At 74.0% G+C, this 15,114-nt stretch carries 12 protein-coding genes; 8 read left to right on the forward strand and 4 right to left on the reverse strand.

The window, feature by feature from the left end:
• The first annotated feature begins 119 nt into the window (after positions 1 to 119).
• The 6 genes from ppc (at position 120) to FVA95_RS13405 (ending at position 7,515) form a co-directional block, all read left to right on the forward strand.
• A complete protein-coding gene (gene ppc, locus FVA95_RS13380) occupies positions 120 to 2,888 on the forward strand; it encodes a phosphoenolpyruvate carboxylase (protein ID WP_240051457.1) in 2,769 nt (922 codons plus the stop codon).
• Positions 2,889 to 2,931: 43 nt separating this feature from the next.
• Positions 2,932 to 3,132 carry a hypothetical protein gene (locus FVA95_RS13385; protein ID WP_075309619.1) on the forward strand — a complete coding sequence of 67 codons (201 nt, stop codon included), beginning with the start codon at positions 2,932 to 2,934 and terminating at the stop codon, positions 3,130 to 3,132.
• Between the two features lie 49 nt (positions 3,133 to 3,181).
• Entirely contained in the window at positions 3,182 to 3,940 is a 759-nt protein-coding gene (locus FVA95_RS13390) for an rRNA methyltransferase (RefSeq protein WP_161992299.1), read from the forward strand.
• Positions 3,941 to 4,058: 118 nt separating this feature from the next.
• Positions 4,059 to 4,817, forward strand: a complete 759-nt coding sequence (locus FVA95_RS13395) for a LamB/YcsF family protein (RefSeq protein ID WP_164514860.1) — start codon at positions 4,059 to 4,061, stop codon at positions 4,815 to 4,817.
• Between the two features lie 14 nt (positions 4,818 to 4,831).
• Entirely contained in the window at positions 4,832 to 6,835 is a 2,004-nt protein-coding gene (locus FVA95_RS13400) for a prolyl oligopeptidase family protein (RefSeq protein WP_149664509.1), read from the forward strand.
• Positions 6,832 to 7,515, forward strand: coding sequence for an SIMPL domain-containing protein (locus FVA95_RS13405; protein ID WP_149664510.1), 684 nt, complete (start codon positions 6,832 to 6,834; stop codon positions 7,513 to 7,515). Before FVA95_RS13400 ends, FVA95_RS13405 begins: the two co-directional genes overlap by 4 nt.
• A 6-nt stretch (positions 7,516 to 7,521) precedes the next feature.
• On the opposite strand, the gene FVA95_RS13410 is transcribed toward FVA95_RS13405, so the two are convergent.
• A complete protein-coding gene (locus tag FVA95_RS13410; RefSeq protein WP_149664511.1) occupies positions 7,522 to 9,138 on the reverse strand; it encodes an acyl-CoA synthetase in 1,617 nt (538 codons plus the stop codon).
• A 31-nt stretch (positions 9,139 to 9,169) separates the two neighbouring features.
• Positions 9,170 to 10,777, reverse strand: a complete 1,608-nt coding sequence (locus tag FVA95_RS13415) for a mononucleotidyl cyclase (RefSeq protein WP_149664512.1) — start codon at positions 10,775 to 10,777, stop codon at positions 9,170 to 9,172.
• A 258-nt stretch (positions 10,778 to 11,035) separates the two neighbouring features.
• On the opposite strand from FVA95_RS13415, the gene FVA95_RS13420 reads away from it, so the two are divergent.
• Both FVA95_RS13420 and FVA95_RS13425 read left to right on the forward strand, forming a co-directional pair.
• Positions 11,036 to 11,713 carry a hypothetical protein gene (locus tag FVA95_RS13420; protein WP_149664513.1) on the forward strand — a complete coding sequence of 226 codons (678 nt, stop codon included), beginning with the start codon at positions 11,036 to 11,038 and terminating at the stop codon, positions 11,711 to 11,713.
• A 210-nt stretch (positions 11,714 to 11,923) separates the two neighbouring features.
• A complete protein-coding gene (locus FVA95_RS13425; protein ID WP_149664514.1) occupies positions 11,924 to 12,625 on the forward strand; it encodes a VC0807 family protein in 702 nt (233 codons plus the stop codon).
• Between the two features lie 40 nt (positions 12,626 to 12,665).
• Here FVA95_RS13425 and FVA95_RS13430 read toward each other — a convergent pair whose 3' ends face one another.
• Both FVA95_RS13430 and FVA95_RS13435 read right to left on the reverse strand, forming a co-directional pair.
• Positions 12,666 to 13,826, reverse strand: a complete 1,161-nt coding sequence (locus FVA95_RS13430; RefSeq protein WP_149664515.1) for a pyridoxal phosphate-dependent aminotransferase — start codon at positions 13,824 to 13,826, stop codon at positions 12,666 to 12,668.
• Positions 13,827 to 14,200: 374 nt separating this feature from the next.
• On the reverse strand, positions 14,201 to 15,109 hold the full coding sequence (locus tag FVA95_RS13435) for a MaoC/PaaZ C-terminal domain-containing protein (protein ID WP_240051458.1): 909 nt from the start codon (positions 15,107 to 15,109) through the stop codon (positions 14,201 to 14,203).
• Positions 15,110 to 15,114: the final 5 nt, after the last annotated feature.

Consider the following 15,114-nt stretch of genomic DNA (forward strand, 5'->3'; position numbering starts at 1 on the left):
GCCAGAGATGGCCCCGCCCCACGGCGGCGGGGGACGATGCCGGGGCCCGACCCCCGTTCCCGACGACGCGAGCGGCCCGTCCCGAACCGCGTCACCGCGCGGAGAACCGGAGAGCCTGCGTGAGCCCCTCGGAGACCACCGCACTCGCCCCCGACTCGCTGGCCGCGCACTCGGGCGTCGTCAGCGAGAGTGAGCAGAAGGCGCTGCGCGCCGACATCCGGCGGTTGTCCACGATGCTCGGTCAGACGCTGTCCGACGAGGCCGGCCCCGAGGTCCTGGAGCTGGTCGAGAAGGTGCGACGGGCGGCCCGGGACTCCGCACGCGGCGAGGCGGGCCCGGACGTCGTCGCGGCGCTGCTCGACGGGATCGACACCGGCACCGCGGTGCTGCTGGCGCGCGCGTTCTCCCAGTACTTCCAGCTGGCCAACGTCGCCGAGCAGCTGCACCGGTCACGGGAGCTGCGGCAGCTGCGGCCGGCCGACGCGCGACCGCTGCGGGCGGTGCTGCGCCGCCTGGCGACCGAGGCCGACCCGGACGAGGTCGCCGACGTGCTGGCCAGGGCCGAGCTGCGCCCGGTGTTCACCGCGCACCCGACCGAGTCGACCCGGCAGTCGGTGCTGGGCATCCTGCGCCGGGTCGTCGACGCCCTGGACGCGGGAGCACCCGACGAGGAGCTCGCCGCCCTGGTCGACCTGCTGTGGCAGACCGACGACATCCGCCCCGGCAAGCCGATGGTGATCGACGAGGCACGCAACGTCGCCTGGTTCGCGGCCCGGCTCGGCGAGCGGACCGTCCCGGACCTGCTGGGCGAGTTCGCCAGGGAGGCCGCCGACGCCGGACTGGAGATCCCCGCCGACGCGCGTCCGCTCGTGCTGGGGTCGTGGGTCGGCGGCGACCGCGACGGCAACCCCAACGTCACCCCGGCGGTGACCCGTGAGGTGTTGGAGCTCAACGCCGACCGGGCGATCCGGATCCACACCGCGCTGGTGGAGAAGCTGGTCTTCGAGCTGTCGGTGTCGACGCGGGTGATGGGGGTGTCGGAGGAGCTGCGCGGCTCGCTGGCCCGGGACCGGCGCGCGCTGCCCACGGTGCACGACCGCTTCATCCGGCTCAACGCGCACGAGCCGTACCGGCTCAAGCTGTCCTACGTCGCGGCCCGGCTGGAGAACACCCGCCGGCGGATCGCGACCGGCGCCGCGCACGAGGCGGGCGTCGACTACCTGGGGTCGGCCGGCTACCTGGAGGACCTGCTGGTCGTCGACCGGTCGCTGCGCGGGCACCACGGCGCCCGGATCGCCGGCGGCACCCTGGCCAGGGCGATCCGCTCGGCCCGCGCGCTGGGCCTGCACCTGGTCGAGCTGGACGTGCGCGAGCACTCGCAGAAGCACCACGACGCGCTCGGAGCGGTGTTCGACGGGCTCGGCGAGCTGGACCGGCCCTACGCCGAGCTGACCCGTGACGAGCGGCGGGAGCTCCTGTCGGCGGAGCTGCGCACCAAGCGGCCGCTGTTCCGTCGCCACTACGGCGTGCCCGAGGCCGCCGCACCGGTGCTGGACCTGTTCGACACGGTGCACGCGCTGCAGCACGAGTTCGGCGAGGAGGTCGTGCGGACCTACATCGTCTCGATGGCCCGCGACGTCGACGATCTGCTCGCCGTCGCCGTGCTGGCCCGCGAGGCGTACATGGTCGAGATCGGCGACGACCCGCGCTCCTCGATCGACCTCGTGCCGCTCTTCGAGACGGTCGAGGAGCTGTCCCGGGCCGGGGAGCTGCTGGAGGGACTGCTGTCGGACCCGGGGTACCGGCAGCAGGTCCGCAACCGCGGTGACCTGCAGGAGATCATGCTGGGGTACTCCGACTCCAACAAGGGCGCGGGGATCACCGCGTCGCAGTGGCAGATCCACCGGGCCCAGCGCCAGCTGCGTGACGTGGCCGCCGAGCACGGGGTGCGGCTGCGGCTGTTCCACGGCCGCGGCGGGTCGGTCGGACGCGGTGGCGGCCCGGCAGGCGAGGCGATCGCGTCGGCGCCGTTCGGGTCGGTCGACGCCACGATGAAGCTCACCGAGCAGGGCGAGGTCATCTCCGACAAGTACTCGCTGCCCAGCCTGGCGCACGACAACCTGGAGATCCTGCTGGCGTCGATGCTGGACGCGTCGCTGCTGCACCAGGCATCCCGCTGGCCCGCCGAGACCCTGAAGCGCTGGGACGAGGTCATGGACTGCGTGTCGGAGGCCGCCACCGCCACCTACCGGACCCTCGTCGACGACCCGGCCCTGCCGCTGTTCTTCACCGCGGCGACGCCGGTGGAGGAGCTGGGGCGGCTCAACGTCGGGTCGCGGCCGTCGAAGCGGCCGGGGCAGGGCGAGCCGACGCTCGACGACCTGCGCGCGATCCCGTGGGTGTTCGGCTGGACGCAGACCCGGATGGTGGTTCCCGGCTGGTACGGCCTGGGCTCGGGCCTGCGGGCGGCCCGCGAGGCGGGCTACGCCGAGGAGCTGGCCGAGATGCGGGAGTGGGCGTTCTTCCGGAACCTGATCGGCAACGTGGAGATGACGCTGGCCAAGACCGACCTGCGGATCGCGTCGAACTACGTCGCGACGCTGGTCGACCCGGAGCAGCAGGGACTGTTCGCGCAGATCCGCGCCGAGCACGAGCTGACCCGCCGCGAGCTGCTCGCGGTGACCGGCGAGGACCAGCTGCTCGCCCGGCACCCGGTGCTGCGCGGCACGCTGTCGGTGCGCGACGCCTACCTGGAGCCGCTGCACCACCTGCAGGTCGAGCTGCTCGCCCAGCGCCGGGCCGCGGGGAACGACCCGGACCCCGACCTGGAGCGCGCCCTGCTCCTGACCATCAACGGGATCGCGGCCGGGATGAAGAACACCGGCTGAGCCGCCTCCCGCGGCACCGGAGGTGGCCGGGTACGTTCCGGACATGGAGCACGATCGGAACACACCCGGCCCCGAGGGCCCCGCGACCCGCCGGGTGGTCGCCTGGGTGCTGATCATCGCGCTGGCCGGGCTCCCGCTCAGCTACCTGGCCGGGACCGCGGGACCGCAGGTCGTCGGCGCGCTGGTGGTCGTCGCGCTGCTGGTCGGTGGCGTGGCGTTCTGGCTGCACCGCCGTACCCGCTGACCGGCCACCCGCCGGAACCGCTGCGGCCGAGGGCTGCTGGACTGCCCGGGTGCAGTACCGCCATGCCCCGGCCGCGAACCACGCGGCGCTCGACGCGGTGCTGGCGTCGGCACCGGGCCGCCCGACCCTCCCGGTCCGCCTGACCGTCGAGCTCGCCGGTCGCGCCCGCGCCCATCTGCCCGTCGACCCCCCGCTCACCGTGTGGGACCCGTGCTGCGGCGCCGGGGTGACCCTCACCGTGCTGGGCCTGCTCGGGGCCGGCATCACGCGTCTGGTGGGCACCGACGCCGACCCCGAGCCGCTCGACCTGGCCCGCCGCAACCTCGCCCTGCTCGATCCCGGCGGTCTCGCCGCCCGCGCCGCGGACCTCGACGCCCTCGCCGCCCGGCACGACAAGCCGTCCTACGCCGACGCCGCGACCGCCGCCCGGACCCTGGTCCCGGCGAGCACCCCGACCTGGTCGGTCGCCGTCGCCGACGCCCGGGACACCGCCGCCGTCCGCGGTGCCCTCGCCGGGGCGTCCCCGGACGACGCCGGCCCGGACCTCGTCCTGGCCGATCTGCCACACGGGATCCGGACGACCTGGGCACCGCCGCCCGCCCGGGCGGCCGCCGCCGACGACGGCCGGGAGCCCGGGGGCGAGTTCCTCCGCGCGGTCGTGACCCTCCTCCGCCCGGAGGCCGTGGTCGTCGCCGTCGGACGTGGACGGACGGTGGCGTTGCCGCCGGGGGTCCGGCCCCTCGAACGGGTCCGTGTGGGGCACCGGGCCGCCGTCCTGGTGCGGGCGGGGGCGCTGCGGGAGGGCTGAGCGGGGTGTGCCCCGCGTGACCCGTCCGGGGCGCGCCCCGGACGGCGGCGGTCCGAACATGGTGACCCGATCCCGGTCACACTGGACCTCGACCCGACCCGACACCGAGGACGCATCCGTGAGCACGATCGACCTGAATGCCGACCTCGGCGAGTCCTGGGGCCGATGGACCCTCGGCGACGACGAGGCGATGCTCGGGCTCGTCACCTCGGCGAACGTCGCGTGCGGGTTCCACGCCGGGGATCCCTCGACGCTGCGGGGCACGACCGCGGGGGCCGCCGGAGCGGGGGTCGTGGTCGGGGCGCAGGTGTCCTATCCGGACCTGCGCGGGTTCGGGCGCCGGTTCCTCGACATCGAGCCCGACGCGCTGACCGACGACGTGCTCTACCAGATCGGCGGGCTCGAGGCGCTGTGCCGGGCCGCGGGCACCCGGGTCCGCTACGTCAAGCCGCACGGCGCCCTCTACAACGCCACGCGGACGCACACCGCGCAGGCTCGCGCGGTCGTCCGGGCGGTGCTGGCGTACGACCCGTCGCTGCCGGTGCTCGGGCTGCCCGGGTCCGCGCTGCTCGCGGAGGCCGAGCGCGCCGGGCTGCGCGCGGTGGGCGAGTTCTTCGTCGACCGCGGCTACACCCCCGAGGGCGGGCTCGTCCCGCGTGGCGAGCCGGGCGCACTGCTCGACGACCCCACGGATGCGGCCGAACGGCTCGTCCGCATGGTCGGGTCGGGGACGGTGCGCGCGGTCGACGGCAGCGAGGTCGCCGTCCGCGCCGAGTCCGCCTGCCTGCACGGCGACTCCCCCGGTGCCGTCGCGACCGCCCGGCGGGTCCGTGACGAGCTCGCCCGGACCGGGATCGCCGTCGCACCGTTCGTGTGAGCGATGATCGGGCCATGACGAACGACCCGCACGCCTGGCTCGAGGACGTCACCGGCACCGAGGCCCTGGAGTGGGTGGCCCGACGCAACGCCCGCACCGAGGCGCGGCTGACCGGCACCCCGCTGTTCACCGAGCTGGAGTCGGGGATCCGCGAGGTCCTCGACTCCCGCGACCGGATCCCGTTCGTCACCGCCCGCGGCGGGTACTACTACAACTTCTGGACCGACGAGCAGCACCCGCGCGGCCTGTGGCGGCGCACCACCCCGGAGTCCTACCGGAGCGCCGACACCGAGTGGGAGGTGCTGCTCGCCGTCGACGCGCTCAACGAGGCCGAGGGCGAGAACTGGGTCTGGCACGGCGCCCGGTTCCTGCGCCCGGACCTCGACCGCGCCCTGGTCGACCTGTCCCGCGGCGGCGCCGACGCCGACGTCACCCGCGAGTTCGACCTGCCGACCCGCACCTTCGTCGAGGACGGGTTCTCCCGACCCGAGGCGAAGGGCGGGATGAGCTGGATCGACCGCGACACCGTGTACCTGTCCACCGACCTCGGTCCGGGCACCATGACGACGTCGGGCTACCCGCGCACGGTGCGCCGGCTGCGCCGCGGCGAGGCACTGGAGTCCGCCGAGCTGGTCTACGCGGGCGAGGAGACCGACCTCAGCATCTCGGCGTTCCGCGACCACACCCCGGGCTTCGAGCGGGACTTCCTGCGCCGGGCCCTGGCCTTCTACGCCGACGAGCTCCATCTGATCGGCGCGGACGGGACCCTCACCAAGATCGACGTCCCGGACTCCGCGATGACCGACGTGCACCGCGAGTGGTGCACCGTCGAGCTGCGCGAGGACTGGGGGTCGTTCACCGCGGGCTCGCTGCTCGCCGCCCGCTTCGACGACGTCCTGGCCGGCACCCCGGACTGGGAGGTGCTGTTCGAACCCACCGACTCCTCCTCGCTGGCCGGGTACACCTGGACCCGCCACCACCTCGTGCTCGACGTGCTGGAACACGTCGTCGACCGCCTCGTCGTGCTCACCCCCGGCGAGCAGGGCTGGGAGCGGTCACCGTTCGTCGGGGCGCCGGAGTTCGGGAGCGTCACGGTCGCCGCGGTCGACGCCGACGAGAGCGACGACGTCTGGCTGATCGTGACCGACTACCTGACCCCCTCGACGCTGTCGATCGCCACGGTCGGCGAGGCACCCCGGCCGCTGCGCAGCGCGCCCGCGTTCTTCGACGCGTCCCGCCACGTCATCGAGCAGCACTTCGTGACCAGCGACGACGGCACCCGCGTCCCCTACTTCCTGGTCCGGCCCACCGACCTGCCCTTCGACGGCACCGCCCCGACCCTGCTCTACGGCTACGGCGGCTTCGAGATCCCGATGACGCCCGGCTACTCCGGCGCGACCGGCCGGTCCTGGCTGGAGCGCGGCGGCGTGTACGCGGTCGCGAACCTGCGCGGCGGCGGCGAGTACGGGCCGCGCTGGCACCGGGCGGCGCTGCGGGAGAAGCGCCCGCGCGCCTACGAGGACATGGCCGCCGTCGCACGGGACCTGATCGACCGCGGCATCACCTCACGCGCGCACCTCGCCGTGCAGGGCGGCAGCAACGGCGGGCTGATGGCGGGGAACACGCTGGTCCGCCACCCCGAGCTGTTCGGTGCGGTGGTGATCCAGGTGCCGCTGCTGGACATGAAGCGCTACAGCCACCTGCTCGCCGGCGCCTCCTGGATGGCCGAGTACGGCGATCCGGACACCGACGACTGGGAGTTCATCCGGACGTTCTCGCCCTACCACCTGATCGACCCGGACGCCGACTACCCACCGACGATCCTGCTGACCTCCACCCGCGACGACCGGGTGCACCCCGGCCACGCCCGCAAGTTCACCGCCGCGCTGGAGGCCGCCGGCCACGACGTCACCTACTACGAGAACATCGAGGGCGGGCACGGCGGCGCCGCGGACAACGCGCAGGCCGCGAGGATGGCCGCACTGGCCTACGGATTCCTGTGGGAGAAGCTGGCATGAGCGACGTCGTGATCCGGGTGCGGGGCGAGCACGAGCGGCAGGTCCCCGCCGAGCGGGGTACCGCGCAGGTCGTCGTGGAGGCGCAGGGGCCCGAGGCCGCGGCAGTGCGGTCCGAGGTCGAGCGGGGCACCGCGGCGCTCGTCGCCGACGTGCGCACCCTGCACGACCCCGGCGCGGGTCCGGTCCGGCGCTACGTCGTCGACCAGGCCCGCAGCTGGGTCGAGCAGCCGTCGTTCGAGGGCCGGCCGCAGCCGCCGGTGCACCACGCGTCGGTCTCGGTGTCGGTGGAGTTCGACGACGTCGCCCGGCTCGGCGCGTGGCTGTCCGGGGTGGGCCGGTTCGCCGGCGCGCAGGTGCAGGGGATCTCCTGGGACCTGGCCCGGGGGCACCGCCGCGAGATCGAGCGGTCGGCCCGCCAGGACGCGCTGCGCCAGGCCGTCGAGCGCGCCCAGGACTACGCCGACGCCCTCGACCTGGGCCCCGTCGCGCCGCGCTCGGTCGCCGACACCGGCATGCTCGGCGCGCACCAGCCGGTCGGGCTGAGCTTCAGCGCCCGCGCGATGTCCGCGCCGGGCGGGTTCGCCGAGGCCGACGGTGCTCTCGGCACGCTCCTCGCCCCGGACGACATCACCGTCCGGGCCGAGGTCGAGGCCGAGTTCGTCGTGCGCCGGGAGGGCTGAGCCCGCTCAGCCCTCCCGGGCCGCGATCTCGCCGTGCTCGGTGCGCAGCTCCCGCTTGAGGATCTTGCCGCTGGGGTTCTTCGGCAGCGCGTCGGCGAACACCACGTACTTGGGCCGCTTGTAGCCCGCGAGCTTCTCCCGGGCGTGCGCGTCGACCTGCTCGCGGGTCAGCGTCACGCCCTGCTTCGGCACCACGACCGCGGTGACGGCCTCGATCCAGTGCGGGTGGCTGACGCCGAACACGGCGACCTCGGCGACACCCTCGAGCAGGTAGAGCGCCTCCTCCACCTCACGGGAGGCGACGTTCTCCCCACCGGTCTTGATCATGTCCTTCTTGCGGTCGACGACGGACAGGTACCCGTCGGCGGTCATCACGCCCAGGTCGCCGGAGTGGAACCAGCCACCGGCGAACGCCTCGGCGGTCTTCTCCTCGTTCTCGTAGTACCCCAGCGTCACGTGCGGGCTGCGGTGCACGATCTCGCCGACCTCTCCCGGCGCGACCTCGTTGCCCTCGTCGTCGACGACGCGCGTCTCGACGTTCAGCGACGCCCGCCCGGCCGACCCGGCGTGGCTGAGCTGCTCGTCCGGGCCGAGCAGGGTGGCCAGCGGGGAGGTCTCGGTCTGGCCGTAGAAGTTCCACAGCCGTACCTCGGGGAGCCGCCGGGACAGCTCCTGCAGCACCTCCACCGGCATCGCCGCGGCACCGTAGTAGCCCTTGCGCAGGCTCGACAGGTCCCGGGTGTCGAAGTCCGGGTGGCGCAGCAGCGAGATCCACACCGTCGGCGGGCAGAAGAGCTTGGTGACCTTCTCCCGCTCGATCGTCTCCAGCAGCCGGGCCGGGTCCGGTGCCGGGAGGATGATGCTGGTGGCGCCCAGGTAGACGTCGACGGACAGGAAGCAGTCCAGCTGCGCGCAGTGGTAGAGCGGCAGCGAGTGCAGCTCGACGTCGTCGTGCTCCATCCCGCCGTCGACGACGCACGACACGTACTGGGCGATCAGCGATCGGCTGGGCAGCATGACGCCCTTGGGCCGCGACTCGGTGCCGGAGGTGTACATGAGGCGCAGCGGGTCGTCGTCGGCGACGTGCACGTCGGGCTCGCCGGGGTCGCCGTCGCCGTCGATCCAGGCGTCCAGGTCGGCCCAGTCCCCGGTCGGTGCCTGCCCGGACAGCCCGATCCAGGCCCGGACCGACGCCGGCTCCGAGGACTGCGCGAGCGCCTTCTCCCCGGTCGCGGCCAGCGCGTCCTCGACGACGAACGCCGTCGCCCCGGAGTGGTCGAGGATGAACGCGATCTCCTCGGCGTTCAGCATGAAGTTGATCGGCACGAGCACGACGCCGAGCCGCGCGGTGGCGTAGACGAGCACCGCGAACTGGCGGCAGTTGTGCGAGAGCAGCGCGAGCCGGTCGCCCTTGACCAGGCCCTGCCCGGCCAGTGCGGCGGCGCAGCGGTTCACCGCGGCGTCGAACTCGGCGAAGGTCCAGCGGGTGTCGCCGTCGACGACCGCGGTCTTGCCCGGGTACCGGACGGCCGTCCGGTGCAGGAGGTCCCCGAGCGTGTGCCGGCGCACCCGCCGGATCGACGCCGCGGTCTGCTCGCTGAACTCGGTAGCACCGTTGCCCATGGGCGCATCCTGCCCGAGGACACCCTCGTCGTCACCTACGACCGTTCTCCGCGGATCCGACGACGTCGGCGGGGTCCGTAGCTTCCGCGCTGTCTGTGCCGTCTGTGCCGTCCGCGGCGTCCCGATCGTGCCCGGCCGGGACCCAGATCCCGGTCGGCTCGTCCCGCCCGCGCAGCGTCACCGACTCCGATGCCCGCCACCGCGCGGCCTCGCTCCCGGCGGCGTCGACGGCCCGGGCGGCCGCGACGACCCGCCCCCGCACCGACTTCGCCAGCTCGGTGAGCCGCGCCGCCTCGTTCACCGGGTCGCCGATCACCGTGTACTCGAATCGACGCGGGTCGCCGATGTTGCCGGCGACCGCGTCGCCCGCGGAGACGCCGATGCCGGCCTCGACCTCGGGCATCTCCTCGGCGAGGCGGGCGCCCAGGCAGCGGGCGGCGCTCAGCGCGGCGCCGGGGGCGTCGTCGAGGTCGAGCGGGGCGCCGAACACGGCGAGCGCGGCGTCGCCCTCGAACTTGTTGATCCACCCGCCGGCCTGCTCGACGCACTCGACGACCACCCCGAAGAAGCGGTTCAGCACCGCCACGACCTCCTCCGGCGGGCGGCGGGCGGCCATCGTCGTCGAACCGACGAGATCGACGAACAGCACCGCGACCGGCCGCACCTCGCCGCCGAGCCGGATGCCGTCGCCGCGCGCCGACGCGGCCTCGGCGACGTCGCGGCCGACGTGGCGGCCGAACAGGTCCCGGATCCGCTCCCGCTCGCGCAGTCCCTCGACCATGCTGTTCGTCCCGGCCTGGAGCTGGCCGAGCTCGGTGTTGTCGTAGACGGGCAGGCGCACGTCGAGATCACCGTCCTGCACACGGGCCAGCGCACGGCGCACGGCCAGCACCGGGTCGGCGATGGCGCGGGCGGCGCCGAGCGTCGTGATCAGTCCGACCCCGATCGCCGTGCCCCCCAGCGCGAGCATGGTGACCGCGAGCTGGGTGGGCGAGGAGTCCCCGAACACCAGGGCGACGAGCCCGGCCAGCATGATCCCGGAGATCGGGACCGCGGTGCCGAGCGCCCAGAACCCGACCGAACGCAGCATGACCCCGGTGATCAGGCGACGCCGCTTCGGCGGCCGCCCGGACAGCACCCGGGCCGCGGCGCGGCGCAGGATCCGCTCGACTAGCAGGTAGGACAGGGCCGAGGTGGTCACGCCGCCGATCAGCACGGTGGCGGTGACCGAGAAGCCCAGCCGCCCGGAGTAGCGCAGGTTCAGGAAGCAGAACAGGACCGCCCCCACCACCCACAGCAGGGCGACCATCGACGAGATGCGGGCGGGTGCCCGCAGCACCAGCTGCCGCTCGTCCGCCCGGGGGTCCCGCGAGGAGCGACGCACGGTCAGCTTCCGGCGGCCGAACCAGATCCCGACCGGCACCGCGACGAGCAGGTAGATCGCGAGCACGACGAGATTGACCAGCCGGATCTCGACGGCGTCGAGCAGCTGTTCCCGGGGCAGCACGAAGGCCGCGATGACCAGCACCACGGCCGCGCCGATGACGTTCGCCGACGCCACGACGAGGGCCAGCAGCGCTCGTACCGGCAGGCCGACGACCTGGCGGCCCGGCCGCGTCGCGGGTCCCTGCGCATCCATGCGGCGAGTCTAGGCCGATCGAGTGAGCCCGGTCGCCGGAGACGGGAGGACACCCGCCACCACGGTGCTGCGCAACAGGATGGCCGCCCACCCTCCGCACTCCCCCCACTGGGCCGAACATGCGACATCCCCTCCCCGATCGCGTGCTCCCGCCGGGCCGACGTTGTGGCCCGCACCTCACGGGTACTGGCTCCGGGTAGGACGCACGTCACCGACGGTCCGGCTCGCGCCGGGTCGTCACACAGAGGGGAACACCGGATGACCAGCACGTACGGCAGGACCGCGGGCGGACCGGCGGAGCACGCGGGCGCGGTCGCCCCCGGGCACGCCGACCCCGCGCACACCGACACCCTGCACACCGAGCACCGGCACGAGCACTCGGCCGTGGACCCCCGTACGGGCGGTGTCCACCACGCGGGCGGTGTCCCGATCGCCGGCGGCCCGCGGCTGGACCGCATCCGCTGGGGCGCGGTGTGGATCGGCGCGCTGACCACGTTCGCGGTCAACATCGTCCTGCAGCTGCTGTTCTTCGCCTTCGGCTGGCTCACCATCGGTGGCGCCCCCGGCACGACGACGGCGGCCGTGGTCTCGGTGGTGATCGGCCTGCTCGCGTTCTTCCTCGGCGGGATGGCGACCGGCTCGTCGACGGTGTGGGACAACCCGGCCGACGGCGTGGTCAACGCCCTGGCCGTCTGGGTCCTGACCACGATGCTGCTGGTCGGGCTGGCCCTGGCCGGGGGCGGCGCGCTCGCCGGCTACGCCGGTTCGGCGTTCCCGGGCCTCGGCACGGGTGGCGCGGGTGTCGTCGGCCTCGCCCGTGAGGCCGCGGGCTGGTCGGTCCTGGCTATGGGGGTCTCGGCCGTCGCCGCGGCGATCGGCGGCGCCGTCGGTGCCCGCATGTGGCCGGGTGCCGCGCAGCGGACCGCCCGCGTCTGACCCGCCGGTCGCCCTCCGCGGCGACCCGGCCGGGTACGTCGACCGCCCCCGCCACCGTCGCACCGCGACGGGGACGGGGGCGTCGTCGTGTCCGGGCGGCGAGGTGGAGCCCGGATCTCCACCCGGGGTCGATCCCGGGGTGGATCCGGCGGGGGCCCTCGCGCGGGAGTGTCGGAGAGGTCCGACCCCCGCGACGGCAGGAGCCATCCGATGACCGCGACCACTCCCCGGACCACTCCCCCGACCACTCCCCCGACCACTCCCCCGACCGCGCCGGCGCCCGCCGCGGGCCGCGGCACCGTGCTGCGGCAGACGGCGATCTCGCTGCTGGTGGACGCGGGGCTGCCGTACCTGGTCTACGTGGTGCTGACCGGACAGGGCATGTCCGACGTCGCCGCGCTGGCCTGGTCCGCGCTGCCGCCCGCGCTGAACGTCCTGGTGCAGGCGGTGCGGCACCGCAGGCTCAACCCGATCGGGGTGATCGTGCTGGTCACCATCGCGGCCGGACTGGTGACATCGCTGCTCAGCGGCGACGCCCGGTTCGCCGTCGCCCGCGACGCGATCCAGAGCGTCGCGTTCGGACTCCTGCTCGCCGGGTCGCTGGTGGTCGGGCCTCGCCCGCTGATGTTCCACGTGTGCCGGTTCTTCGGCGGCGCCCAGCGCCCCGACCTGCCCGCGCTGATGGAGCGCCAGTGGGACGCCAACCCGGTGTTCCGCCGGACGCTGCGCCGCGCGACCGGGGCCGCCGCCCTGGTCATGGCACTGGAGGCGACCCTGCGGATCACGCTGGCCTACACACTGGCGCCGGTGGTGGCGCTGCCGATCCTGTCGGTGCAGTCGGTCGTGGTGTGGACGGCGATGTCGGCGCTGCTGGTCGTCAGCGTGAAGCGGGCGGTGCGGGCGGGTCGCTGACCGGCCGGGGCGGACAGCTCACCGCCGGAGACGACGGCGCTCACGGCCGGAGCCCCGCGAGCCGCTCGGCGGCCTGCTCCAGCACGTCGTCGCGCTTGCAGAAGGCGAACCGCACGTACGGCCGGTGCGCCGCAGCAGCCTGCGGCGACGGGCAGAACACCGACACCGGGACGGCCGCGACCCCGCACAGGCCGGGGAGCTTCCAGGCCAGGTCGACGCCGTCGTCGTAGCCGAGCGGGCGCGGGTCCGCGGTCACGAAGTAGGTGCCGCGCGGGGTGAGCACGTCGAACCCGGCCGCCCGCAGCCCGTCGGCCAGCAGGTCGCGCTTGCGGGCGAGATCGGCCGCGAGGCCGGTGTAGAAGTCGTCGCCGAGGCCGAGGGCGTGCGCCACGGCCGGCTGGAACGGCGCCCCGCCGTGGAAGGTGAGGAACTGCTTGACCGCGCGCGGGGCGGCGACCAGCTCGGACGGGCCGTGCACCCAGCCGACCTTCCAGCCGGTCACCGAGAAGGTCTTCCCGGCCGAGGAGATCGTGAGGGTGCGGTCGGCGAGGCCGGGCAGCGACGCCATCGGGACGTGCTGCGCGTCGTCGAAGACCATGTGCTCGTACACCTCGTCGGTGACGACCACCGCGTCGTGGGCGACCGCGAGCTCCCCGACCCGAGTCAGCTGGTCGCGGGTGAGCACCGCGCCGGTCGGGTTGTGCGGGGTGTTGACCAGCACCACCCGGGTGCGGTCGGAGAACGCGGCAGCCAGCGCGTCGTCGTCGAAGCCGAACCCGGGCGGGAGCAGCGGCACGGTGCGGAGCGTGGCGCCGGCCAGCGCGACGGCCGCGGCGTAGGAGTCGTAGGCGGGCTCGAACGCAACGACCTCGTCGCCGGGTCCGCAGAGTCCGAGCAGGGTCGCGGCGATCGCCTCGGTCGCCCCCGTGGTGACGACGACATCGGCCGGGTCGACATCGAGGCCGTACCAGCGGTGCTGGTGCGCCGCGACGGCCTCGCGCAGCGCGGGCACGCCCGGGCCGGGCGGGTACTGGTTGCGGCCGCGCTCGGTGATGTTGGCGGCCGCGTCGGCGAGCAGCGAAGCCGGACCGTCGGTGTCCGGGAAACCCTGGCCGAGGTTGATCGCACCGGTCTCGACCGCGAGGCGGGAGATCTCGGTGAAGATCGTCGAGGTGAACGGGCGCATGCGCTCGACCAGCATGGGCCCGACACTATCCGGGTGTGCGGGTGGCGCAGCTCCTGATCGAGGTTCTGCGCGAACCCGTGCCGGTCCACGGACACCGGTGGGTTCCACCGCGCCGGGACGAGCTCCTCCGGTGACTCAGTCGAGTCCGCGGACGATGTGGGACTCGTCGTCGTGCTGCTCGTCGTTCTCGATCGAGATGTCGTCGTTCATCGCATGGCCTCCTCACGGATGTCCGGTGACGAATGATGGACACACGGGAAGACGTTCGTCATCGGGGAAACGTTGCTGAACCGGCCTGTGGACCGATCCAGAGCCACCCGATCGGGTGAGCAGACCTGCCCACCCGATCGGGTCGTCCCACGTCGTCGTCCCGTGTCCATGCCTCCGGTCTACCCGCTGACGCGGCCGACCAGGTGCAGCTTTTCCGCGTCCTTGGCGCTGCGCAGCGCCAGACCCCACGCTCCCTTGGCGTCGGACCCGGTCACGAGCTCGACCTTCGCCGGGAGCAGCACCGGTTTGCGGAACACGACGTCGTAGGTGCAGGCGTCGGGGATCCGGCCCTCCAGCGCGGCGACGGCGTGCGCCGCGGTCCACATGCCGTGCGCGATCGCCCGCGGGAAGCCCATCGCCTTCGCGGTGAGCGAGTGCAGGTGGATCGGGTTCACGTCACCGGAGACGGCCGCGTAGCGGCGTCCGATGTCGCCCGGGACCCGCCACAGCGCGTTCGCCGGCCCGGTGGGCACCGGCGGCTCGGCGATGTCGGCCGTGCCGGCCGTGTCGTCCGTGTCGTCGCCGCCCGTCGGGCCGTCCGGGGCCTTCGCCCCGCGGGCCAGGTAGGTGCTGCGGCCGGACCAGACGGTCTCCCCGTCCGCGGAGACCTCACCGATCAGGTCGACCTGCGCCCCCTTGGGGTGCCGGGTGAACCGCTGCGCCCACACCCGGACGTCGAGCGTCTCGGTCGGGGTGATCGCCCGGTGCACGGTGATCCGGTTGGCGATGTGCACCAGACCGGGCAGCGGCAGCGGGAACGACCGGCCGGCCATCAGCACGACCTGCAGCGGGAACGTCAACATGTGCGGGTAGGTCACCGGCAGGGCGTTGCCGACCCGGAACCCACAGACCCGGGCGTAGTCGGCGAGGTGTCCCTGCTCGACCGTGACGCCGCGGCGGACCAGCTCGGTCGCGGGCAGCGACCGGCCGGAACCGCCGGGGAGTGCCGCCCGGGCGGCCGCGGAGGCGTAGTACTGACCCAGCGACGGCGGGCCGGGCAGCTCCGTGACCTTCCGATCCTCGGTCACGGTCA

The sequence above is a fragment of the Pseudonocardia sp. EV170527-09 genome (assembly GCF_008369905.1).
Lineage (GTDB): Bacteria > Actinomycetota > Actinomycetes > Mycobacteriales > Pseudonocardiaceae > Pseudonocardia.

Coding starts and splice junctions, on each gene's coding strand:
- FVA95_RS13385 (WP_075309619.1), top strand. CDS start 2,932: ATGGAGCACGATCGGAACACACCCGGCCCCGAGGGCCCCGCGACCCGC.
- FVA95_RS13400 (WP_149664509.1), top strand. CDS start 4,832: ATGACGAACGACCCGCACGCCTGGCTCGAGGACGTCACCGGCACCGAG.
- FVA95_RS13405 (WP_149664510.1), top strand. CDS start 6,832: ATGAGCGACGTCGTGATCCGGGTGCGGGGCGAGCACGAGCGGCAGGTC.
- FVA95_RS13410 (WP_149664511.1), bottom strand. CDS start 9,138: ATGGGCAACGGTGCTACCGAGTTCAGCGAGCAGACCGCGGCGTCGATC.
- FVA95_RS13415 (WP_149664512.1), bottom strand. CDS start 10,777: ATGGATGCGCAGGGACCCGCGACGCGGCCGGGCCGCCAGGTCGTCGGC.
- FVA95_RS13420 (WP_149664513.1), top strand. CDS start 11,036: ATGACCAGCACGTACGGCAGGACCGCGGGCGGACCGGCGGAGCACGCG.
- FVA95_RS13425 (WP_149664514.1), top strand. CDS start 11,924: ATGACCGCGACCACTCCCCGGACCACTCCCCCGACCACTCCCCCGACC.
- FVA95_RS13430 (WP_149664515.1), bottom strand. CDS start 13,826: ATGCTGGTCGAGCGCATGCGCCCGTTCACCTCGACGATCTTCACCGAG.